The 23,157-nt window shown below is 71.8% G+C and carries 18 protein-coding genes and 1 pseudogene; 10 read left to right on the forward strand and 9 right to left on the reverse strand.

The features are described 5' to 3' along the window. Positions 1-35: 35 nt before the first annotated feature. Positions 36-359: pseudogene (locus OOZ19_RS09650) on the reverse strand ((2Fe-2S)-binding protein); the annotation flags it as partial. A gap of 53 nt (positions 360-412) precedes the next feature. On the opposite strand from OOZ19_RS09650, the gene OOZ19_RS09655 reads away from it, so the two are divergent. After that, complete coding sequence (locus OOZ19_RS09655) at positions 413-1,513, forward strand: PucR family transcriptional regulator (RefSeq protein ID WP_266089711.1); 1,101 nt, start codon at positions 413-415, stop codon at positions 1,511-1,513. Here the strand turns inward: OOZ19_RS09655 and OOZ19_RS09660 are convergent. Then, the gene (locus tag OOZ19_RS09660; RefSeq protein ID WP_266089712.1) at positions 1,416-2,573 is read right to left on the reverse strand and encodes a sialidase family protein; all 1,158 of its coding nucleotides are present in this window, start codon (positions 2,571-2,573) and stop codon (positions 1,416-1,418) included. The two genes, OOZ19_RS09655 and OOZ19_RS09660, sit on opposite strands and share 98 nt — an antisense overlap. Before the next feature lie 133 nt (positions 2,574-2,706). After that, complete coding sequence (locus tag OOZ19_RS09665) at positions 2,707-3,936, reverse strand: exo-alpha-sialidase (protein WP_266089713.1); 1,230 nt, start codon at positions 3,934-3,936, stop codon at positions 2,707-2,709. Positions 3,937-4,301: 365 nt separating this feature from the next. Between OOZ19_RS09665 and OOZ19_RS09670 the strand changes: the two genes are divergently transcribed. Beyond that, the gene (locus OOZ19_RS09670; RefSeq protein WP_266089714.1) at positions 4,302-4,604 is read left to right on the forward strand and encodes a ferredoxin reductase domain-containing protein; all 303 of its coding nucleotides are present in this window, start codon (positions 4,302-4,304) and stop codon (positions 4,602-4,604) included. Between the two features lie 64 nt (positions 4,605-4,668). Here the strand turns inward: OOZ19_RS09670 and OOZ19_RS09675 are convergent, their stop codons facing one another. The 3 genes from OOZ19_RS09675 to OOZ19_RS09685 form a co-directional block, all read right to left on the reverse strand. Continuing rightward, positions 4,669-5,967 carry an enolase C-terminal domain-like protein gene (locus OOZ19_RS09675; protein WP_266089715.1) on the reverse strand — a complete coding sequence of 433 codons (1,299 nt, stop codon included), beginning with the start codon at positions 5,965-5,967 and terminating at the stop codon, positions 4,669-4,671. 130 nt (positions 5,968-6,097) lie between these two features. Then, entirely contained in the window at positions 6,098-6,814 is a 717-nt protein-coding gene (locus OOZ19_RS09680) for a DJ-1/PfpI family protein (RefSeq protein WP_266089716.1), read from the reverse strand. Positions 6,815-6,914: 100 nt separating this feature from the next. Next, positions 6,915-8,516 (reverse strand): IS1634 family transposase, encoded by a 1,602-nt coding sequence (locus tag OOZ19_RS09685; protein ID WP_266089717.1) that lies wholly within the window; start codon positions 8,514-8,516, stop codon positions 6,915-6,917. Between the two features lie 145 nt (positions 8,517-8,661). On the opposite strand from OOZ19_RS09685, the gene OOZ19_RS09690 reads away from it, so the two are divergent. The 5 genes from OOZ19_RS09690 (at position 8,662) to OOZ19_RS09710 (ending at position 18,393) form a co-directional block, all read left to right on the forward strand. Further along, a complete protein-coding gene (locus OOZ19_RS09690; RefSeq protein ID WP_266089718.1) occupies positions 8,662-11,271 on the forward strand; it encodes a bifunctional FO biosynthesis protein CofGH in 2,610 nt (869 codons plus the stop codon). Positions 11,272-11,718: 447 nt separating this feature from the next. After that, entirely contained in the window at positions 11,719-12,834 is a 1,116-nt protein-coding gene (locus tag OOZ19_RS09695) for a sensor histidine kinase (RefSeq protein WP_266089719.1), read from the forward strand. A gap of 210 nt (positions 12,835-13,044) precedes the next feature. After that, entirely contained in the window at positions 13,045-14,202 is a 1,158-nt protein-coding gene (locus OOZ19_RS09700) for a DUF8189 domain-containing protein (RefSeq protein ID WP_266089720.1), read from the forward strand. A 286-nt stretch (positions 14,203-14,488) separates the two neighbouring features. After that, positions 14,489-15,646, forward strand: coding sequence for a PLL family lectin (locus OOZ19_RS09705; protein ID WP_266089721.1), 1,158 nt, complete (start codon positions 14,489-14,491; stop codon positions 15,644-15,646). Between the two features lie 935 nt (positions 15,647-16,581). Further along, entirely contained in the window at positions 16,582-18,393 is a 1,812-nt protein-coding gene (locus tag OOZ19_RS09710) for a pectate lyase-like domain-containing protein (protein WP_266089722.1), read from the forward strand. Positions 18,394-18,520: 127 nt separating this feature from the next. Here OOZ19_RS09710 and OOZ19_RS09715 read toward each other — a convergent pair whose 3' ends face one another. Both OOZ19_RS09715 and OOZ19_RS09720 read right to left on the reverse strand, forming a co-directional pair. Next, positions 18,521-18,874: a hypothetical protein gene (locus OOZ19_RS09715; protein ID WP_266089723.1), complete on the reverse strand. Its 354-nt coding sequence runs from the start codon at positions 18,872-18,874 to the stop codon at positions 18,521-18,523. Further along, the gene (locus tag OOZ19_RS09720) at positions 18,850-19,602 is read right to left on the reverse strand and encodes a YncE family protein (RefSeq protein ID WP_266089724.1); all 753 of its coding nucleotides are present in this window, start codon (positions 19,600-19,602) and stop codon (positions 18,850-18,852) included. Before OOZ19_RS09720 ends, OOZ19_RS09715 begins: the two co-directional genes overlap by 25 nt. Between OOZ19_RS09720 and OOZ19_RS09725 the strand changes: the two genes are divergently transcribed. Next, positions 19,595-20,137: a LysR substrate-binding domain-containing protein gene (locus OOZ19_RS09725; protein WP_266089725.1), complete on the forward strand. Its 543-nt coding sequence runs from the start codon at positions 19,595-19,597 to the stop codon at positions 20,135-20,137. The two genes, OOZ19_RS09720 and OOZ19_RS09725, sit on opposite strands and share 8 nt — an antisense overlap. 94 nt (positions 20,138-20,231) lie before the next feature. On the opposite strand, the gene OOZ19_RS09730 is transcribed toward OOZ19_RS09725, so the two are convergent. Next, positions 20,232-20,612 (reverse strand): VOC family protein, encoded by a 381-nt coding sequence (locus OOZ19_RS09730; protein ID WP_266089726.1) that lies wholly within the window; start codon positions 20,610-20,612, stop codon positions 20,232-20,234. Between the two features lie 402 nt (positions 20,613-21,014). On the opposite strand from OOZ19_RS09730, the gene OOZ19_RS09735 reads away from it, so the two are divergent. Both OOZ19_RS09735 and OOZ19_RS09740 read left to right on the forward strand, forming a co-directional pair. Continuing rightward, the gene (locus OOZ19_RS09735) at positions 21,015-21,704 is read left to right on the forward strand and encodes a response regulator transcription factor (protein ID WP_266089727.1); all 690 of its coding nucleotides are present in this window, start codon (positions 21,015-21,017) and stop codon (positions 21,702-21,704) included. Next, positions 21,701-23,131: a sensor histidine kinase gene (locus OOZ19_RS09740; RefSeq protein ID WP_266089728.1), complete on the forward strand. Its 1,431-nt coding sequence runs from the start codon at positions 21,701-21,703 to the stop codon at positions 23,129-23,131. The genes OOZ19_RS09735 and OOZ19_RS09740 overlap by 4 nt, the downstream gene beginning before the upstream one ends. Positions 23,132-23,157 lie beyond the last annotated feature (26 nt).

Genomic DNA, 23,157 nt, shown 5'->3' on the forward strand with positions numbered 1-23,157 from the left:
GCGGTTGACCAGGCGGTTTCCTCGGCGCGGGCGGGTCACATGTTCTGCGCGCCGGCTTTGATGGCCCTGCGGATTCGGGTGTAGGTGCCGCAGCGGCAGATGTTGCGGATCTCGTCCAAGTCCGCGTCGGTGATGTCGCGGCCTTCCTCGGTGACCTGCCGGACCTTCGCGACGGCGGCCATGATCTGGCCGGGCTGGCAGTAGCCGCACCGGGCGACGTCCTCCTCCAGCCACGCCTCCTGCATCGGGTGGAGGTCCTGGCCCACGGTGCCGGGCAGGCCTTCGATGGTGGTGACCTCGTCCTCCGGCGTGATGTCACCGACCCGCACCGAGCAGGGGTTGAAGGCCTTGCCGTTGAGCGGCCCGCGCCACGGGCTCGCGCCGGGCGCAGCAGCACTGCCCGCTGGATCGGGTGCTGCACGCGTGGCGGCTCGGCGGCCAAGTGCTGTGGGCCGACCTGGCCTCCCGCACCGGCGCGCAGAGCCCCGAGGAGGTGCGCCAGCTCGTCGGCGCGGCCGGTGAGCTGTGGGGCGTCACCGAGCGGTTCTCCACCGAGATGGCGCTGAGCTACCACACCTCGGAGCAGGAGAGGCTCGGCGGCGTGGAGCTCCGGCACACCATGATCCTGGACGCGCTGCTGGACGGCCGGGCCGCCGAGGTCCGCGCCGAGGCGGAGCACCTGCTCGACCTGGGCCGGGGCCGCAACTTCGTGGTGGCGGTCGCGGAGACATCGGGCGAGCACCAGGTCTCCCCGCGCGAGCTCACCCAGGCGTTGCAGCGCCGCGGGCTGCGCTCCGCGTGGCGGCTGCGCACCGGGTGCCAGGTCGGCATCATCGGCGTCGACGACGGCCGGGTAGGCGAGGTCGCCGCCGCGTTGCGCGAACACGCGGTGTCCCGCATCGGCGTCTCGCAGACGCTCACCGCGCTGATGGAGGTGGGCGCCGAGTACCGGATGACGATGCTCGCGATGGCCACGCTGCCCGCGCACCGGCGGGGTGCGGTGGCGCTGGACGACTGCCTGCCGGACGCGCTGGCGCTGAGTTCGCCGGAGCTCGCGGACCGGATGGTCGCGGTGCCGTTCGGCCCGGTGCTGGCCCTGCCCGCGGCCGAACGGGAGGAGCTGCTGCGCACCACCTCAGTGTGGATCAGGTCGCTGGGTTCGACGCTGCGCGCGGCGAAATCCCTGTACTGCCACCGGAACACGGTGCTCAACAGGTTGCGCCGACTGGAGTCCCTGACCCACCTGGACCTCAGCGATGTCACGGTGGCCGCAGGTGCTGCTGGCCCTGTCCATCCTCCGCCGCGAAGGCCGCCTCCCGGCGGAACTCGACTCGGGGTGACGGCTCCCGCGCACGACGAACGCCGACGGCGCGGTGCCCCGACGACCGCCGTCGTCGGGACACCCGGCCGTCAGCTCACAGGTCGCCGGTGGCGTAGTAGGCGCGGCAGGTGTCGTTCTCGTCGTAGTCGGTGGCGATTTCCAGGATCTTCGCCGTGTCGGCCAGCGGGGTGAGCGAGGAGCTGTAGTTCGGGCAGGGTTCGTTGCGCGCGCCCGGAACCTGGACGGGCGCGGCGATCTCCGCGTTGTCGCCCGAACCCGGCTGGTCGCTGACGAACAGGGTGGCGCCGTTGCCTTCGGCGACGGTGCCGTCGGGGTGCTTGAGCTCCTGGCCGACGGTCACCACCTTCCCGTCCGGAGTGCCGTCGCCCACCACCGTGATCTTCGGCGCGTGCGCGAAGAACCTGCCGTCCGGGAGCGCGAGCAGCGTCCCGGCCTCGGCCGGATCGCCCCAGTTCGAACCGTCCTCGGAAACCCGGAAGTACGCGGCGCAGTCGTACGCGTCGCCGGTGCCGCAGATCTCGTAGGAGAAGTAGTACCGGTCGTCGGGCAACCGGCGGATCACCGGCATTCCCGGTCGCTGCCCCGGATTCTCCAGCGCCACCACGTTCTCCGGCGCTGCCCAGTTCACCCCGTCCGTGGACGCGGTGCGGCGCAGCACCTGGCTGTGCGCGGGCTGGTCGTTCTCATCGGCGAAGTAACAGCCGAGCGCGCCGTTCGCGTCCACCGCCAGCTCCGGCTCCCAGAAGCCCTTGTCCCCCGAAGCGGTCCCGCAGGTCGACAGGTACGACCAGGTCCGTCCCTGGTCGCGGCTCTGGAACACCGGCAGGTGCATCCGCCGGTTCTCCTCGTTTGCCCCGACGCTCGCCGTCCACAGCAGGGTCCCTGCCGGCAGTTCGCCCACCTGCCGGGGCAGTTCGAGCATGCTGCCGCAGCACAGCCCGGTCTCGAACGACGGGTCGCTGATCCGCCCGACCTCGGTGAACGTGACGCCTTCGTCGGTGCTCTCGTAGATCGGCGCGGCGCCGCCGTCCGCGCCGAAGCTGACGGTGGCGGCCAGCACCGTGCCCGACGCCTCGCCCGCGTGCTGCAACCGCACCGACGTCGGGTACAGCCCCATGTCGTCGGACAGCGGAGTGCCCGTCGCCGCGGGAGACGCCGCACCGGTGGTGGGGAGCGCCAACGCCACCAGCGCCGCGCACAGCAGGAACGTTCTCAGTTTCGCACCACGCATAGGTTCACTCTCCCCAGAGCGGGTTCGGTGAGCGCACGGACCACCCGGCGACCACGCCGAAGTCTGCCCCGGCGAGCGCGGGCGTGACGACCGCCACCGGGGTGGGGAGGGCTTTCCCCGCCCCGGAGCGGGATCAGAGGGGGCCGGTGGCGAAGTAGGCGTGGCACTGCTCGCCTTCGTCCTCGTCCGCCGCGATCTCCAAGATCTGCGAAGGCTCGCCCAGCGGGACCAGCGCGGAGCTGTAGTTCCCGCACGACTCGCCGTCCGCGCTCGGCACGTGGACCGGGGCGGTCGAGCCGGTGAACTCCGCCGTTCCCGGATGTTCGCTGACCAGCAGGGTGCCGCCGTTGCCGTCCGCCGTCGTTCCGTCTGCGTTCTTGAGCTGCTGCCCGACGGTGACGAGCAGTCCGTCGGGGGTGCCGTCGTCGATCACCGCGATCTTCGGGGCGTGCGCGAAGAACGTGCCGTCGCCCAGCGCGATCGGCGTTCCCGGATCGGTCTCGTCGCCCCAGTCGACACCGTCGGGCGACACTCGCAGGTACGCGGCGCAGTCGTGGGAACCGCCCGAGCCGCAGATCTCGTAGGACATCACCGATCGCCCGTCCGGCAGCCGCCGGACCACCGGCATTCCCGGCCGCCGTTCCGGCTGCTGCAGTGCCACCACGTCCTCCGGATCGGACCAGGTCACGCCATCGCCCGAGGTGGTCCGGACGATCCGCTGGCTGTGCTGGAAGTCGGCGTTCTCATCGGCGTACGAGAAGTAGCAGTACAACCGGCCACCGGCCACCGTCAACTCCGGTTCCCACAGCCCGTCCTTGCTGGTCGCCGCCGCGCAGGGGTGCTCGAGCGGTGTCCACTCGACCCCCTGGTCCCGGCTTTGGAACACCGCCAGCCGCATCCGCCGATCGTCGTTCGGGTCCTCCGGGGGCTGGGGGTTCTCCAGGTCGGGGCCGTTCGCGCCGACGCTGGCCGACCACAGCAGAGTTCCCGCGGGCAAGTCGCCGACCTGCTGCGGCATTTCGAGCAGGCTGCCGCAGCACAAGCCGGTCGTGAACGACGGATCGGTGATCCGGTGGATCTCGGTGAACGTCGCGCCGCCGTCGGTGCTCCGGTAGATCGGTGCGGATCCCTCGGGGCCGAAGCTGACGGTCGCCGCGAGCACCGTTCCGTCGGCCTCGCCCGAGTGCCGCAACCGCACCGCCGCCGGGAACTTCCCGTTGTCCTCCGCCAGCCGCGTGCCGGTGGCCGCCGCAGCGCGAGTGGCGTGCTCAGCGGCCGGTGCGGTGACCGCCCCGCACCCCGTCGCTCCCAGCAGCACCGCTGCCAGCGCCGCGCACACCAGTCTCCCCGATTTCGAACCCACCCTCGCCCCTTCCTCCGCGCGGCCCGGACCGCGACGTGCCCGCGACATCGCGCGGTGATCGGAGCCCAGTGTCATCGGAGGCCGACTCCCGGCATACCGCGACACGGAGGCCTCCCCGCCGTCGATCGGGCATTCATGCCTGCCCGATCGACGCGCCGCCCTCCCGCTACCGACGTAGGTGTCCGGGCACCTGCACCGGCACATCACCGAAGGCGACCTGCTGCGGCTGAGCGCTCCGTTCGGCGACGTCACCCTCGGCGACGGCGACGGGGCGGTGCTGCTGGCCTCCGCGGGCATCGGTTGCACCCCGGTGATCGGCATGCTCGCCCACCTCGCCGCGACCGGATCACCGCCGCGTCGTCGCCGTGCACGCCGACCGCAGCGAGCGCACGCACGCCCGCCGGGCCGAGTTCGACCAGTTCGTCGCGAAGCTGCCCGACGCGACTGCGCACGTCTGGTACGAGGAACCGGAAGGAGCCGAGCACCCCGGTGACCGGACCGGCTTGGTGGACCTCGGCACCGTCGACATCCCGGACGGGACGACCGTCTACCTGTGCGGCCCGCTGCCGTTCCTGCGCGCGGTGCGCGCCCAGCTGCTGAACCGCGGAGTGCCCGCGGACGCCATCCGCTACGAGGTCTTCGGTCCCGACATGTGGCTGGCGCAGTGACACCGGAGCCGACGCGGTGCCGACGGGCCGGGGTCGGCGGAGCCCCCGGGCCGCCCGGTCGACGTCAGGACCACTCCGGTCCGTCTGGGTAGCTGAAGCGGCGCAGCGAGTCGCGGTGGATTTCCGCGCTGTAGCCCGGATTCTCCGGCGGGAGGTAGTGGCCGTCGCGCATCCGGACGGGATCCACGAAGTGCTCGTGCAAGTGGTCGACGTATTCGACGACGCGGTCGTCGAGCGAGCCGCTCACCGCCACGTAGTCGAAGATCGACAGGTGCTGTACCAGCTCGCACAGGCCCACGCCCCCGGCGTGCGGGCACACCGGAACGCCGCGCGCCGCCGCGAGCAGCAGCACCGCGACGGCCTCGTTGACCCCGGCGAGGCGGCACGCGTCGAGCTGGCAGATGCCGATCGCCTCCGCCTGCAGGAACTGCTTGAACATCACCGCGTTGTGCCCGTGCTCGCCGGTGGCGACGTGTGTGGGGGCGATGGCGCGCTGGATCGCCGCGTGCCCGAGCACGTCGTCGGGGCTGGTCGGTTCCTCGAACCAGTGGATGTCGAACTCGGCGAGGCCGCGGTGCCAGCGGATCGCGTCCTGCACGCCGAGCGTCTGGTTCGCGTCGATCATCAACCGCCGCCGCGGACCGAGCACCTCGCGGGCGATGCGGCAGCGCCGCCGGTCGTCGTCGAGGTCAGCGCCGACCTTCAGCTTCACTGAATCCCACCCGGCGTCGACCGCTTCCCGGCACAGCCGCCGCAGCTTGTCGTCGTCGTAGCCGAGCCACCCCGCGCTGGTGGTGTAGGCGGGATAGCCGGACTCGCGCAGGTGCCGCTCCCGTTCGGCGCGGCCGGGTTCCGCGGCGCGCAGCAGGTCGAGCGCCGCCGCCGGGCTCAGCTCGTCGCGCAGGTACCGCCAGTCCACCAGGTCGACCAGCTGCTCCGGGGGCATGTCGGCGAGCAGCTTCCACACCGGCTTGCCCGCGGCCTTCGCCGCCAGGTCCCAGACCGCGTTGACCACGGCCGCCGTCGCCAGGTGCAGCACTCCCTTGTCCGGGCCGAGCCAGCGCAGCTGGCTGTCGGCGGCCAAGTGCCGGGCGAAGCCGCCGAGGTCCGCGGTGATCTCCTCGACCGGCAGCCCGCTCGCCCGCCGCGCCACGGCGGCGATGGCGGCGACCACGAGTTCGTTGCCGCGGCCGATGGTGAAGGTGAACCCGTGGCCCTCGGGGGCGCGCGGGTGGTCGGTGCGCAGCACCAGGTAGGCCGCCGAGTAGTCCGGCGCCGGGTTCATCGCGTCGGAGCCGTCGAGCTCCCGCGACGTGGGGAATCGCAGGTCCACGGTCTCGAAGTCCAGGATGCGGGCGGTCATCGGCGGCTCCTCGCTGCGGGATCGGCACCGGCTCCTGCCCGAACCCACCAGAGGAGCCGCCCGCGCGCAAGGAGGAATCCCGCCGCCTCGCGCGGAATTCCTCCATCCGGCCCCGTGCCGGGCGCGGACCTCAGCCCACGGGACGCCGGGCGCGCTCGACCGCCGCGACCAGTTCGGAGTCCGGGCTGGTCAGGAATTCGCGGATCCACGCCACGTGCTCGGGCTTCGCGCGCTCCGGGGTGCCCGCGTCGAACGGCGGCGCCGGGTCGTACTCCAGGACGAGCTGCGCGAACTCGGCGGTGGCATCGCCGAACATCCGCGCCACCAAGGTGAGCCCGAAGTCGATGCCCGCCGTGACGCCGCCGCCGGTAATCCGGTTGCCGTCCGCGCACACCCGCTCCGCGGACACCTCCACCCCGAGCCCGCCCAGCAGGTCCCGCGTGCTCCAGTGCGTCGCCGCCCGGTGCCCGTCGAGCAGCCCGGCTGCCGCCAGCACCATGGAACCGGTGCACACGGAGGTGACGTATCCGGCCGTGGCGCCGCGGTCGGCGAGGAACGCTAGCGCCGTCTCGTCGGCCATCACCCCGCTGACATCACCGCCGGGCACGAACAGCACGTCCACCTCGGCCGGGCATTCCGCGGTGGTGGTCGTCGGTTCGATGCGCACGCCGGTGTCGCAGCGCACCGGTCCCGGTGCGACCGCGACGAGCGACACCTGCATGCCCGCGGCCGTGAACACCGTCTGCGGTCCCACCAGGTCCAGCAACGCCATGCCGTCGAACACCAGCATCGCCACCGTGCGGGTGGGCGCGTCCGCGTCGAGGGCGGGAATCGGCGTGTCGGTCATCAGGCCTCCGTCGTTCGATCGATCCGATGACCTCACGCTAGGGATGATCGACTCCGGGTGACCGGGGCGAAATCGCCAGGTTCCGCCGGGTTCCCGCCGTTCACCGGCGGCCCGGCGCCGAGCGGTCCAGGCCGAACAGGTCGTAGAGCCGCTGCTGGACCTCGGTCCGGTCGGTGATCACCCGCCGGGTGCGCGGCCTGCCGCCGGTCGAGGGGTAGCGCAGCACCGTCTCCTCGATGCCGGCGAGCTGCTCGAACAGCTCCCGCACCGACAGGTCCAGTCCGGCTTCGGTCGCCTCCTGCCGCATCAGGTGCAGCACCGCCACCGCCAGCACCGAGATCATCCGGTGCACCGCGATCCGCTCCGCGTCACCGCGCTCCGGCGCCTGCGGTGCGCTGAGCCTGCCGAAGGTGGAGTCCAGGTGGTAGCGGGCGCGGTAGGCGGTGATCACGTCCGCGGCCCGCCACGAATCCCGGTCGGTGACCAGCAGCTGCTTGCCGAAGAACTCGGCGGCGACCCGGCGGCGGGCGGTCTCGTCGATGTGCCAGTGCAGCCGCAGCTCGCCCGGCGTCGACCCGTGCAGCACCGTCACCAGCACGCGCTCCACCCAGCGCACCCGGGTGATCCGGGAGATCTCCGCGAGCACGTGGTCCCGCGAGCGGCGGTTGCCGCCCGCCGCCAGCGCCTCGGCGAGCCCGTCCAGCCGCCGCGCGGCCTGGCCCAGCGCTTCGGTGAACCCGCGCGCCTGCGCCGCGTGCAGCGTCTCGGAATGGGTGAGGATGACCCGCCTGCTCACCCCGTCCATCACGATCCGCGTGTCGAGCGCCGTCAGCCCCGGCAGCCGCCGCTGGTCCACCGGGCGGCGCGCCGTCGCCGGGTAGGCCAGCAGCTCCGGGTGGTCGCCGGGCAGCAGGCCGCCCACGAAACCGAGCCCGGTATCCGGGTGCGGCCGGGGGTGGGTGCCCGCGTCGTAGACCACGGTGATCTCCCCCGCGCCCGCGTGCTCCCGGTACCGCTCGGCGAGCCGTTGCGCGAGCACGCCGTAGGGCGCGCAGTCGTCCCGGTCGCGCAGGTGTTCCTGCGTCAGCAGCGGAATCGCGCCGTCCCGGCTCACCAAAACGCTCATCCCGGCGAGCTCACCGCAGTCCGGGACCGCCGGTGCGCCCAGGTGCGGCACGTCCACGATCAGCGCAGGCAGGCCGCCGGAGGCGCCCAGCTGGCCGCGCACGGCCGCCGACACGCGCGCCTCGACCTCGCCTCGTTCCACCGGCCCCAGGCGGCGCATCGCACGCCGGAAGCGACCGCGTTCCCACAGCTGCGCGGGCGGTTCCGGCCGGATCAGCCGGGAGACCTCCGGCCACCAGCGTCCTGGATCGGCGCGGCCCGCGGTGGCCCGGTGCAGCACGGCCAGCGCCAGGCAGGTGCCCGCGGAGACCGCCGCGCGCTGCCTGCCGACGACCTCGTCGACGATGCCCGCCAGGTCGAGGCGCCGGATCACGCCCCACACCGCGGCCACCTCGCCGAACGGGAGGTGCCGGGTGTGCTCCGGCTCCGCGGCCACCCGGCTCAGCGCGGCTTCGACGTCCTCGGCGGTGCCCAGGTAGCGCTGGGCGACGATGCGCGGCCGGCCGTCGACCCGGGCCGAGTCGGCGGCGTAGTAGTACGTCCGGCCGTTCACCCGTTTGCCGATGATCGAAGACACCCTTTAGGTAATACACTCGCCGACCCCGCCGGACAACCCGATGTGACGCGCTGATCAGGGAGAACACCTCGTCCCGCAGGATACTGCCGACGACGCGCGTTCGTGCAGTGGCGGACGCGTGCGGCAGCCGCTTAGCGTTTCGCGCATGGCTTCCGACGACGTTCCCACCACCTCGGCCGCCCCGAACGCCTCCGCGATGCGCCGCGCGCTCGCCCGCGCGCGCGACGGCAAGGCGCTGGACCACGACGAGGTCACCGTGCTGCTGCAGGCGCGGGACTCCGACCTGGACCGGCTCGCCGAGTACGCGGCCCGCACCCGCGACGCCGGGCTGGAAGGCGTCGGCAGGGAAGGCGTGATCACCTACAGCCGCAAGGTCTTCATCCCGCTGACCAGGTTGTGCCGGGACCGCTGCGGGTACTGCACGTTCGTCACCGTGCCCGGACGCGTCGAGTCGCCCTACCTCTCCCCCGACGAAGTCCTCGACATCGCCCGCAAGGGCGCGGCGATGGGCTGCAAGGAAGCCCTGTTCACCCTCGGCGACCGCCCCGAGGACCGCTGGACGGCGGCCCGCGACTGGCTCGACGCGCACGGCTACGACGACACGCTGTCCTACGTGCGGGCGATGGCGATCCGGGTGCTGGAGGAGACCGGCCTGCTGCCGCACCTCAACCCCGGCGTGATGAGCTGGCAGGACCTGCAGCGGCTCAAGCCGGTCGCGCCGTCGATGGGCATGATGCTGGAGACCACGGCGAGCAGGCTCTACACCGAGAAGGGCGGGCCGCACTTCGGCTCCCCCGACAAGGACCCCGAGGTCCGGCTGCGGGTGCTCGACGACGCGGGCCGCACCACGGTGCCGTTCACCACCGGCATCCTCATCGGCATCGGCGAGAACCACGACGAACGCGCCGACACGATCTTCGCGATCCGCAAGGCGGCCCGCGCCTACGGCGGCATCCAGGAAGTCATCGTGCAGAACTTCCGCGCCAAACCCGACACCAAGATGCGCGCCACCCCGGACGCCGACCTGCAGGAACTCGCCGCGACGATCGCCGTCACCCGGCTGGTGCTGGGCCCGAAGATGCGGGTGCAGGCACCACCGAACCTGATCGGCGACGAGTACGCGCTGATGATCCGCGCGGGCATCGACGACTGGGGCGGAGTGTCCCCGCTGACCCCGGACCACGTGAACCCGGAACGAGAGTGGCCGCAGATCGACGAGCTGGAGAGGCTCACCGAGCAGGCCGGGTTCGCGCTGCGGGAACGGCTCACCATCTACCCGGAGTACGTGCGGGCGGGCGAACCGTGGCTGGATCCGCGGGTGAGCGCGCACGTCGCCGCGCTCGCCGACCCGGAGACGGGCCTGGCGAAGGAAGGTGTGCAGCCGACCGGGATCACCTGGCAGGAACCGGACGGCGGTTGGCAGAACCTCGCGGGCAGCGGGCGCACCGACCTGCACGTCGAGGTGGACACGGTGGGCCGCACCGGTGACCGGCGCGGCGACTTCGACTCCGTCTACGGCGACTGGGACGAGCTGGCCGAGCGGGTGCCGAACGCGCCGGAGCGGATGGACACCGACGTGCGGGACGCGCTGCGCCGCGCCGAGCAGGACCCGGCGGGCCTGTCGAACGAGGACGCGCTGGCGCTGCTGCACGCCGACGGCGCCGACCTCGACGCGGTGACCCGTCTGGCCGACGGCCTGCGCCGCGACGTCGTGGGCGACGACGTCACGTTCATCGTCACCAGGAACATCAACTTCACCAACGTCTGCTACACCGGCTGCCGGTTCTGCGCGTTCGCGCAGCGGCGCACCGACGCCGACGCCTACACGTTGTCGCTGTCGCAGGTCGGCGAGCGCGTCGACCAGGCGTGGGAGGCGGGCGCCACCGAGATCTGCATGCAGGGCGGCATCCACCCCGACATGCCCGGCACCGCGTACTTCGACCTCGCCGCCGAGGTCAAGCGCAGGCAGCCGGACATCCACCTGCACTCCTACAGCCCGATGGAGGTCGTCAACGGCGCCTCCCGCACGAACCTGTCCATCCGGGACTGGCTCGGCAGGGCCAAGGAATCCGGCGTCGACTCGCTGCCCGGCACCGCCGCGGAGATCCTCGACGACGACGTCCGCTGGGTGCTCACCAAGGGCAAACTGCCCACGTCGAGCTGGGTCGAGGTCGTCGGCACCGCGCACGAGCTCGGCATCCCGACGACCTCCACGATGATGTACGGGCACGTGGACACCCCGGAGCACTGGGTGGGCCACATCAAGCTCATCGCCGAACTCCAGCGCAAAGCCCTGGACAAGACCGGCAAGCCCGGGTTCACCGAGTTCGTGCTGCTGCCGTTCATCCACCAGAACTCACCGATCTACCTGGCCGGGCTGGCGCGGGCGGGCACCACGCCGCGGGAGAACCGGGCGGTGCACGCGGTCGCCCGGATCCTGCTGCACGGGCTGATCGACAACATCCAGTGCTCCTGGGTGAAGCTCGGCGTCGACGGCTGCCGCGACGTGCTCGCGGGCGGGGTGAACGACCTGGGCGGCACCCTGATGGAGGAGACGATCAGCCGGATGGCGGGTGCCGACAACGGCTCCTACAAGACGATCAGCGACCTGGAGGAGCTCGTCGGACCGACCGGGCGCCCGCTGCGGCAGCGCACCAGCCTCTACGGCACCCCCGCCGCCGAACGCGTCGAAGCCGCCCGAGCCAGCGACGGCGTCACCCCCGCGGTCCGCAACTCCCTCCCCATCGTGAGCTGACACCCGGGTCGCCCACGTCGACCCGCCCGGCGCCGGGATCAAGTGAACGGACCGTTCGCCCAACGGGATTGGTCGAACGGTCCGTTCGCCCCTCCCCGAATTCGAGTCAACGGACCGTTCGCCCAACCAGCCCGGACAAACGAGCCGCTCACCCCTCCCCGGAGCCGAGTCAACGGACCGTTCTTCCAACGGGATTGGTCGATCGGTCCGTTCACTCCGCGAGGTCGTCGTGGGGGATGTGGCCGGAACCGGTCCGGGCGGCCGGGGTGAGCCGATAGGGTCGGGGAAGCTGATCTTCCGGAGGCGGAGTCGATGCCGCACCGGGGGCATCGGTGACGACGACCCCTACCCCGGAGCGCGACGCTTGGTGCCCGACGAGGCTGGACAGGAGCAGGCCCGCGCGCAGCGATCGGGCTCCCGCCGCACGTTCGCCCCCGGTGGGCGCCGATGACCTCGCCGCAGCTCATCGTGCTCATCGCGGCCTGCGAATCCGCGGGGGTCGGCCTGCTCGGGGCGACGGTGCTGCACCTGCTGCGGCGCCAGCCGCTGGGCCTGTCGCTGATCGTGGTCGTCGTGATCACCGTGTGCGCCACCAACATCAGCGTGATCACGGCGATGTTCGTGACCGGGTCCGACAGCATGCCGGTTACGGTGGGCCTCGCCGTCAACTGCGTCGCCGGGGTCGTGTCGGTCGGCGTGGGCCTGGTGCTGGGCCGGTCGGTGATGACCGGCGGCAGGCAGCTGGCCGACGCCACCCGAGCCTTCGGCCGCGAGCAGCGGTTCAGCGCTCCCGCCGACCTGCCGAGCGCCGAATTCGCCGAGCTGGCCCGAGAACTGCGGGTCACCAGCGAGAACCTCGCCGAGTCGCAGCGCAGGGAGCGCGCCCTGGACGCGTCGAGGCGGCGGGTCGTCTCGTGGATCTCGCACGACCTGCGCGCCCCGCTGCAACGGATGCGGCTCAAGGCGGAGGCCGTCGAGGACGGGATGTCCGCGGACCTGCCGCGCTACTTCCGGGAGGTCCGCGCCGATGTGGACCAGCTCACCGAGATGGCCCAGGACCTGTTCGAGCTCTCCAAGCTCCAGGCGGGGACCTTGCGGCTGAAACCGGTGCGGCTCCCGCTCGACGACCTGCTCAGCGACGTGGTCGCCCGGACCGACGTGCTCACCGACAAGCGCGACGTGCGGCTGCGGGCGGAGCGGATCGACCCGGTGGTCGCGACCGTGGACTACGACGCGATGAGCAGGGTCTTCACCAATCTGCTGGTCAACTCGGCGCAGTACGGCCCGGTGGGCGGCGCGGTCTCGCTGGAGCTGCGGTCCGATGGCGACCACGCGGTGGTCTCGGTGTCCGACGAGTGCGGCGGAATCCCGGCGGCGGACCTGGATTCGGTGTTCGACACGGGATGGCGCGGTGACGCCGAACGCGACGCGGCGCCCCAGGGCGGCGGACTCGGCCTCGCGATCGTGCAGGGCTTGGTCGAGGCGCACAGCGGGCGAGTCCGGGTGTTCAACGTCGTGGGCGGATGCTGCTTCGAAGTCCGGATTCCGCTGGAGGCCGCCTGATCATCCGCCGCCGTCCACCCCGATTCACCCCCGGACGGCCCTGCGGTAGCGTCGGTTCGCGAGAAATCGATCACCTTGCGTGAGATTCGGATGCGGATGCCTCGATTCGACGATCAGCCCGTCGACCAGCCACACGACGAGATGTCGCCGAACCCCCGCTCAGACCATCCGGCCGACGCGAGGCCGGACGCGCCTCACCGGCAGAATCGGATGGGACTGCTGGTCGCCTCCGTCTGCGGCATCGCGTTGATCGCCGCTCCGCTCGTGTGGGCGGTCACCGCGCAGCGCCCCTCGTCCGTTCCCGCCGGTCTCGGCGCACCGGCCCAGCCCGGCCCGGCCGAGCACGCCGGATCGTTGCCCGCGGGCCCCGCGAACCTCGACGCCAGGGGACGGCTGGCGCTGGTGGCGCGGCAGGCCGACGGATCGGTCGGGCTGAAGTACCAGCGCGAGTCCGACCGCGGCCAGTGGGACGGCTGGTACGCGATCGGCCGAGGAGCCGCGGGCGACGTGGTGACGGCCCAGGACTCGCGCGGTGGCATGGGCGCGTTCCTGATCGACACCGGCGGCGCCCTCCAGTTCGCCGCGGAGGCCGGGCCGGAGTCCCCGCGTCCGGCCGAGTGGACCGACCTGGGCGGCACCGACCTGCGCGGCACGCCCGCCGCCTCGCGGAACGCCGACGGTCGTTTCGTCGTCGTGGCGCGGGATTCCGGTGGACGCCTGCACGAGACCCACCAGGTCGGCGACGGCTGGAGCGACCTGCGGGAGCTGGCCGGGCCGCCCGTCGACGGCGATCCGGTGCTGCGCCAGGACAACCAGCAGCGCCTCAACCTGTTCGCGCTCGACGGCGAGCAGCGGCTGCGCGTCCAGCGCGAATCCGTCCCCGGCGAGTGGGAGCCGGCGCGACCGGTCGGCGAGCGGTTCGCGGGACGCCCCAGCGTGGTCGTCGACTGGGACGGCAAGCAGCGCGTCTACGTGCGGGGAACGGACGGCGGCGTGCAGGAGATGGTGGAGACCGAAGCCGGTTCGGGCCGGTGGGCCGACTCGACCGAGCTTTCCGGGGACGCGCCCGCGAAAGGCGATCCGATCGCCACCGTCGACCCCAACAGCACCGTCGTCGTGTTCGCCGTGGCCGAGGACGGGTCGGTGCACGAGCGCTTCATCGGCCCGAAGAAGAAGCGGTGGACGGAGTGGCGCCCTCTCGACGGCCAGGTCGAACGACTGCTGGCCGCGGTGCAGGACGGTGGCGGCACCCTGGTCGTGCTGGGGATCGGGAAGACCGGTTCGATGGAGCAGAACTACCAGAGCTCCGGCCCCGCTCCTTGGGAAGGCTGGCAGCACGGCCTCGGCGGCCGGTTCGCGCCGCGGTGACGGCGCTCAGGCCGGTCCACCATCGCGCGCGACCGGCCGCACTGGCCCCAGGCGCCCTCGCACCATCGTGGATTTCACCGGGACGGCGCGGCATTCGCCGCATCGCGGCGGGTGTTCGAGGCGGATCCCCTGGGCAAGCCCCACCCGGTACGGTCAGGAGCGGCGATCATGGAACTAGCGCGGGGTGGTGTCGTTGCCGCAAGCAGAGGGATCGGGGCCGGCGGCCGGGCCGGAAGAGCACACGCCCGCCGACCCGGGCCGACGACCGCGCAAGGACAGGCGGTTCATGCTGGCCACGGGCCTCGGCGGGATCGGCCTGATCGTCGCCCCGCCCTCCGTGTTCGGTCTCCTGACGAGCGCCCGCCCCGAGGAGGACGGCACCGCCGCCCGCCCGCGCCTGTCCCCCGATCCCGGCGGGCCGGTGCACTCGGACGAGCAGAACCAGATCGTGGTGCTGGCGAAGGGCACCGACCTCGCCGTGCAGCGCAACCACCAGACGACCTCGCGGGACGGGGCGGCCGGTGACTGGCTGCGCCTGGGCGAGCGCGCGGCGGGCCAGCCGATCAGCATCATCGGCCGGGACGGCAGGCTCGCCGCGTTCGTGATCGACACCGCGGGGTCCCTGCGCTACGCCGAGCAGATCGCGCCGAGCGAGCAGGCGGCGCCGCGGTGGCAGAGCCTCGGCGGCGGCGAACTCGTCGGATCGCCCGCCGCCTCGCAGAGTTCCGCCGGGCTGCTCGCCGTCGCCGCGAGGGACCGCGGTGGAGCGCTGTGGGAGACGCGCCAGGACCTGTCCGGCGGCTGGAGCGAGCTGCGCCGCCTGCACGGCTCGCCCGTGCGCGACGATCCGGTGCTGCGCTTGAACCGCGACGGTGCGCTGGCGCTGTTCGCCTTGGGCCGGGACGGCCGGGTGCGGGCGCATTCCGAGCGCGGGGAGGGTTCCGGCGAGTGGCTCCCCGCCGTCGACATCCCGGGAGTGGTCGAGACCTCCCCCGCGACCATCGTCGACAAGCAGCAGCGGCAACGGCTCTACTCGATCCGCGCGGACGGGACGATGTGGGAGAACGTCGAGACCGCCGCGTCCTCCGGCCAGTGGCGGGGATGGCGCGAGTTCGGGCTCGGCGGCCCGTTCGCGGGCAGGCCCGTCGCCGTGGCCGACGGCAACAGCACGCTGGTCGTGCTGGCGCGGCACGCGGACGGAACGGTGTGGGAACGCTTCCAGCGCAACCGGGCCGAGGACCGCTGGTCGCTGTGGAAGCGGCTCTACGGCGACCTCGCCGAACTCGTCGGGGCCGCGCAGGACGCCAACGGCGTCCTCGTGGTGTTCGGAATCGGGAACAACGGCGCGATGCAGCGCAACTACCAGGTCAAGGGCCAGCTGACGCCGTGGTCGGGATGGCACGCGGACTTCGGTGGCGAATTCCCGGCTCAGCGAACGCCGTGATCTCCCCTTTGTTCAACACCGCGACCGGGAAATTCCCGAACCATGGGAATGGCGATCGAGTCGCGCGGAAATCCCTTCTCCGGCGCAATGCCGCGGACCGGGACGCGGGCGATTCATGAATTCCGCCCACGCGCCGCCGACCTGTCGCGCGACCACCGCGGTGAGCACCGGTCCAGCGGTGGACGACCACGTCGCGGTCGAGCCGGAACGCGCCTCCCCGAACTGCTCCTATCACTCGATTCCGCAGTGGTGAGACCGGAACGCGCCCCACGCGCGCCCCGATCCGCACCACTGCGGTCGACACCGCGAACGCCGGCCTCCGCCGGTCCGCTCGAGCCGGTGAGCGGGCCGCGGCCGGTCGTTCAGCCACTCCTCACCGCACGGCCCGCGAAGCCGGGAGACGGGCTTCGGAACCGATTCCGATGACGAGCACCGCAGAGTTAACAACACGGCCATAGCAGCGTCAAGACCGAAGCCGTCGATCTACGCAAACTGCTCGTTCCCATTCACATTTCCGCGAACACCTCGGCCGATCACCCCCTTGACATTCCGGAATCGACGTTTAAATTCGTGAGAGCGTTCTCATGGAGTGCGTTCCCACCGCTCTGAGCACTCCGCGAGCAACGGCGAGCCGGATGGATCCCCGCGTCGACCTTCGCTTCCGCGATGGTCGGCGAACTTCGTCGGAAGGGCTCGCCGTGCCGCTGTCACCTCCCGTTCAACCCCCGGACGTCCCGCGCCGCGGGACCGCTCGCGGCTAGCGGCGCCGAGGAGTTCAGCGCGCCCGGATCCGACGGCCGCCCCCGAACCACCCGCCTCCGGGCGGGTCTCCCGCCATCCCCGACGAAAGGACGAGACCACCTCCCTCCCCCAACGCAACACGATTCACCGGCGAGGAGCCGACCGGCACCTCACCCCGTCAGACAGGCAGAACCATGAAGATCTTCGGTAGAACCGAGACCCGCCCCCGGCAGGCGGTGATGGCGCTGGCGACGGCGTCGGCCGTGGCCGCCGGGCTCGTCACCGTCACCGCTGCGGGAGCAGAGCCGCAGGCTCCGGCGCCGCAACCGGCGCAGGCGGTGCGCGACACCGACCCGAAGAACCCGGACCTCGGTCCCAACACCTACATCGCGACCCCGTCCACTCCCGCGGGCGAGTTGCAGGGCAAGCTCGACGAGATCGCCGAGCGCCAGCACACCAACCAGTTCGGCCCGGAACGCGACGCGGTCCTGTTCCAGCCCGGCGACTACTCCGCCGACGTCAACCTCGGCTTCAACACGCAGGTCGCCGGTCTGGGCATGTCGCCCGACGACGTGAACCTCAACGGCCACGTGCGGGTCGAGGCGGACTGGCTGGGTGAAGGCAACGCCACGCAGAACTTCTGGCGCTCGGCGGAGAACCTGGCGGTCACGCCGCCCTCCGGCGAGATCGAGCGCTGGGCGGTCTCCCAGGCCGCCCCGTACCGCCGGATGCACATGCGCGGCCAGATGCAGCTGTGGAACGGCTACGACGGCTGGGCCAGCGGCGGTTACATCGCCGACTCCAAGATCGACGGCCTGGTCGAGTCCGGTTCGCAGCAGCAGTTCCTCACCCGCAACAGCGAACTGGCCGGCGGCTGGTCCGGTTCGGTGTGGAACATGATGTTCACCGGCACGGTCGGCGCTCCGGCTCAGCACTTCCCGGACCCGTCGCACACCAACGTGCCGGAAACCCCGAAGTTGCGGGAGAAGCCGTTCCTGAACATCGGCGAGGACGGCAACTACAACGTGTTCGTCCCCGCGCTGCGGGAGAACACGCAGGGAGTCAGCTGGGCGAACGGCGCACCGGAAGGTGAGCAGATCTCCTTGGCGGACTTCTACGTCGCCAAGGAGGGCGACAACGCCGCGACCATCAACGCGGCGCTGGCCGAGGGCAAGCACCTGCTGTTCACCCCCGGTGTCTACCACTTGGACGACACCATCAAGGTGGACAACCCGAACACGGTGGTGCTCGGCATCGGCATGGCCTCGTTGGTGCCCGACACCGGCAAGCCCGCGATGTCGGTGGCCGATGTGGACGGCGTGAAGCTCGCCGGACTGTTCATCGACGCGGGTGAGCAGAACTCTCCCGCGCTGATGACGCTCGGCGAGGAGGACGCGAACGCGAGCCACGCGGAGAACCCGACGCAGCTCTCGGACGTGTTCTTCCGCATCGGCGGCCCCTGGGCGGGCAAGGCGACGACGACGCTGGACATCAACAGCAACGACGTCCTGCTCGACCACTCCTGGCTCTGGCGCGGCGACCACGGTGAGGGCATCGGTTGGGATGTCAACACCGCGGAGACCGGGCTCGTCGTGGACGGTGACAACGTCACCGCGCACGGCCTGTTCGTGGAGCACTACCAGAAGAACAACGTGGTGTGGAACGGCAACGGCGGTCGCACCTACTTCTTCCAGAACGAGTTCCCCTACGACCCGCCGGACCAGGCGGCGTGGGGCGGTGACGGCGGCTGGGCGGCCTACAAGGTCGCCGACAACGTCACCGACCACGAGGCGTGGGGCCTGGGCAGCTACTGCTTCTTCAACACGAACCCGGCGGTCACGGCCCCGCGTTCGTTCGAAGTGCCGGTGAACCCGGGCGTCAAGATGCACGACCTCGTGTCCGTCTCGCTGGGAGGCACGGGCACCATCAACAAGGTCATCAACGACCAAGGTGACACGGCGAACGCTGACAACCAGATCAGCTACGTTCCCGAATTCGGCGGCTGAGCAGCACTTCCGCCACAACTCCGTTGCCCGAGCGCGATTCGCGCTCGGGCAACGGTGCGTCCAGCCGCGGTCGGCACGGGCTCCGGTACCGGGTGGATCTCCTCGGTGATGCGCCGGGATCTCCGCCTCACCCGGCACGGGGGATGTAGGCGGGGCCGTGCGCGCCGACCTCCCCGGCCTTGGCCGGCTCGACTCGCGAAAGCAGTCGCAGCGAGCCCAGGTCGACGACGTCCACTACGGAATCGACGACGCACGACACGTACCCGAGGGCGCCGTCCGGCGAGGACGCGATGGTGAGCGGGCTCCGCCCGATCTCCAGCTCTCCCAGCCGCTCGTGGCCGTCCGCCGCGAACACCGTCAGCCGTCCGGGATCCTGGCTGGTGACGCCCGAAGAGCCCGAAACCGGCCGGATCTCGCCCGCGAGCAGCTTCCCGCTCGCGCTGAGGTGCACCGGCATCACCCGGTTCTCGGTGGGCAGCACCTCGACGACCGATCGGGTCTTCGCGTTGATGACCCGGACGCCGTTGGCGCTCGCGGCGCCGTCATCGGCGAACGAGACGTACGGCCCCCCGACGTACAGCGGGAACCGTCCGCCGACACCGCCAGGCCTTCACTGCCCGGGACCTCGACCTCGTCCACGAGCCGGCCCGCGACGAGATCGACGACGGAGACGAACGGCGCCTCCTTGTTGGTGGCGTACCCCGTCGTGCCGTCCGGGCCGACCGCGAACCAGTGCGGACCGGGCGCTCCGGTGTCGATCCGGTCGAGGGGCTTGCGCGTGCCGGTGTCCACGACGACCACACCACCGGAACGGTCCGGCGAACCCTCCACGCTCACGTACAGCCGACCGAGTCCGGCGTCGAGGGCCAGGCCGTGCGGAGCGTGCTTCGGGGCGAAGTCGACCGCGTCCACGATCCGCCTGCTGCCGGGGTCGATCGCGGTGATCTCGCTGCGACGGCCCGTGTTCGCGTGGTAGTAGCCCGATCGGTACGTGTGCGTGCACCACAACACGCGCTGGATCGGGTCGAACAGCAGCTCGTGCGGTTCGGACAGGACCTCGACGGTGCCGACGTGCTGATCGGACTCGGCGTCGAAGAAGGAAACGGTGGAGCCGCTTTGGCTCACGACTGCCAGCAGGTCGCCGGATCTCCCTGGGTTCGCCGAACCGTTGCTCTCCAGGATCCAGGCGCGGGCACCGGCCGTGAGCATCGTCTTCCTGCCTGAGTCCGCTGAGGACACTCCCGCGCTCCGGCAGGGCGTGGTGGATCTGGAACTGGGCGTGCTCGGCCACCTCGACCCGGAGACGTGCGCCGAACGGCTGATCACCACGTCGTTGCTGGGCGTGGCCCGGCAGGGCCATCCGCTGGTCGACGGTCCCATCGATGCCCGCCGGTTCGCCGAAGCCGACCACATCGGCACGTCCCGGACCGGCAAGCGCCACGGCCCCATCGACACGGCCCTGGCCGAGGTGGGACTGCGGCGCAGAGTCCCGATCGTCGTGCCAAGCCACACCAGCGCGATGCTCCTGGCCAGGACGACCGATCTGGTCTGCCTCGCCCTGCCCGGAGCTCCCGCGGCCGACCGGATCAGCGCGCTCGGACTGCGCACTTTCCCCGTAACGCTGGAAATCCCGCCAATCGAGATCGGCATGGCCCGGCACCCCCGGAGCGACGCCGACCACGCGCACCGGTGGTTCCGCGACCAGGTCCGCGCCGTGCTCGCTCAGCAGCGCCCGGCCGGCTAGGCGTCCGCGGGGAACGATCTTCTGGTCGTTGTCCTGGCCGTGGCGGAGGCGCTGGCAAGACGTTCAGCGGTCGTTCCGCGAGGACTCCCGAGCGTCAGAGCTGAGGAATCCGGGCCCGCAGGAGGCAGAACTCGTTGGCCTCCGGGTCGGCGAGGACGTGCCAGGGTTCCTCGCCGCTCTGGCCGATGTCGGCCGGTCGCGCACCGAGCGCCAGGAGGCGTTCGAGTTCGGCCTCGTGATCGCGGTCGGTGGCGTTGACGTCGATGTGCAGCCGGGGTTTGCCCGGCTCCGGCCGCTCCCGGCGACTGAGGATGATCGTCGGCTGCGCGCCGCCGAACCCCTCGCGCGGGCCGATCTCCACCATCTCGTCGCCCTCGCGGTCGAGCACGACGAAGTCCAGGACCTCGCACCAGAACCGCGCCAGCACCTCCGGGTCGTGGCAACCGAGCACGAGCTCACTGATCCGACACGCCATCGACGAAACCCGCTCTCAGCTCGGAACCACGTCGCACGAGCTCCCCCAGCGCGAACCTGCCCGAACCGTAGCGGGCGACGAGCACGGCCGCGACGGATTTTCGACGCTTCGCGGTGAACCGCACGTTCATCGCGCAACGGCCCCATCCCCCACCGTTACGGCAGAACAGCAGTGCCCGATTCGACCGCTACGGCCGACGTCGTGAACGAGAGCACGTCGACCGCCACCAGGCAGGCGACGTCCGCCGTGAGACGTTCCGCGCCGACCGGTCCCCACTCGAACCGCACCCCGCCGCCGACCCGCGCACGCCGGTCTTCGCCCTCCGGCCAGGCGAGGCACCGCCCACGCCGCGGACATGCCTAATCTGGGTCGCGGAAGATCAGGGCGAAGGGCGAGGGCGGTATGGGGTCGCGGAGTTTGCTGGTGGTGGACGACGAGCCGACGGTGCGGGAGCTGCTGGCGGCGACGTTGCGGTTCGCGGGGTTCCGGGTGACGGCCGCCGCGACCGGGGCCGAGGCGGTGCGGGCGGCGGTGGGCGAGCGCCCCGACCTGGTGCTGCTGGACGTGATGCTGCCGGACGTGGACGGCTTCGAGGTGCTGCGGCGCCTGCGGGAGGAGCGCGGCGGGCAAGTGCCGGTCCTGTTCCTCACCGCTCGCGATGCTCCTCGGGACAAGGTGCAGGGGCTGACGTTGGGCGGTGACGACTACGTGACCAAGCCCTTCGACCCGGAGGAGCTGATCGCCCGAATCCACGCGGTGCTGCGTCGTTCCGGGCACGCTGCGACCTCGGGCGCGATGACCGTCGCGGACCTGGAGGTCGACCCGGACAGCCACCAAGTGCTGCGCGGCGGGGAGCCGATCCGGTTGTCCCCCACCGAGTTCCGGCTGCTGGTCTACCTGGTGCGCAACTCCGGGCAGGTGGTGTCGAAGCGGCAGATCCTCGACGAGGTGTGGCAGTACGACTTCGGCGGCGACCCGAGCATCGTGGACACCTACATCAGCTACCTGCGGCGCAAGGTGGACACCGCCGAGCCGAAGCTGATCCACACGGTGCACGGGGTGGGCTACGTGCTGCGCGGACCGCGCTCATGATGGCCCGGCTGTCGTTGCGCGCTCGCGTGCTGCTGATCGCGGTCGGCCTGCTCGCCGCTGGGCTGGCGATCGGCAGCGCCGTGGTGATCGGCTCGCTGGAGCGCAACCTGGTCGGCAAGCTCGACGCGCAGCTGGTGGCGGTCGCGGGGGCCGGAGCGCAGATCTACAAGGTGCCCGAACCTGGTGCGACCCATCCAGGCACGGTCGGGCAGGGCACGGTCGTGGTGCGGGACAACTTCGCGCTGCCCGGCTCCACCTTGTACACCGCGCGGCTCGGCGCGGACGGGACGATCGCCGAGGAGCGCCGGGCTGCCGGGCTTCCGACGGCACGGCCCGAACTCCGGGGGCTCCCCACCGCCGAGCGACCGGTCGACGTGCCGAGCCGGTCGGGTCCGGAGCGCTGGCGCCTCCTTGCGCTGCCCCGCCCGGACGGGATGGCGGTGACCGCGATCTCCCGGGCTGAGGTGGACGACACCGTGGGCCAGCTCCGCGCGATCTCCGCGGGCACCGCCGCCGCGCTGCTGACCGTGCTGGCGCTGGCCGGGTGGTTCGCGATGCGCGCAGGGCTGCGACCACTGCGGCGGATCGAGGAGACCTCGGCCGCCGTCGCGGCGGGCGACCTGGGCAGCCGGGTGCCGGAGTCGGGCGGGCCTGGCACCGAGATCGGGCGGCTGTCGCGGGCGCTGAACGCGATGCTCGGCCAGAACGAGGCCGCGTTCGCCGCGCGCAGCGAGTCGGAGGCGCGGATGCGCCGCTTCGTCGCGGACGCGAGCCACGAGCTGCGCACCCCGCTCGCGGGGATCAAGGGGTTCAGCAAGCTGCACCGGATGGGCGCGCTGCCCGAGGGCGTGGATGCGATGTCCCGGATCGAGAAGGAGTCCGACCGGCTGGAGCGCCTCGTCGAGGACCTGCTGCTGCTGGCGCGGCTCGACGAGCAGATCCCGTTGCAGCTCGCCCCCATGGACCTGCGAACGCTGGCCGCCGACGCGCTGCACGACGTGCACGCGCTCGATCCGACCCGGACGGCCGAGCTCACCGGTCCGGGCGGCGGCCCTCCCGCCGCCGCGCCCGCGCTGGCCGACGAGGAGCGGCTGCGGCAGGTCGTGACGAACCTCGTCGGCAACGCGGTCCGCCACACGCCGCAGGGCACGCCGGTGCGGATCGGAGTCGGCGCGGTGGAGGCGGGCGCGGTGCTGGAGGTCGCCGACGACGGCCCCGGACTCGCCGCCGAACAGGCGGAGCGGGTGTTCCAGCGGTTCTACCGGGCAGACGACTCCCGCAACCGCTCCAGCGGCGGATCCGGGCTGGGCCTGGCGATCGTGCGCTCGCTGGTGGAGGCCCACGGCGGGCGGGTCGAGCTCGACACCGCTCCCGGGGCGGGCACGCGGGTCCGGGTCCTGCTGCCGTCGGCTGCCGATTCGGAGTGATCTCGGGGAAGTTCTGGGAATTCTCC

Source organism: Saccharopolyspora sp. NFXS83, from assembly GCF_026241095.1.
Lineage (GTDB): Bacteria > Actinomycetota > Actinomycetes > Mycobacteriales > Pseudonocardiaceae > Saccharopolyspora_C.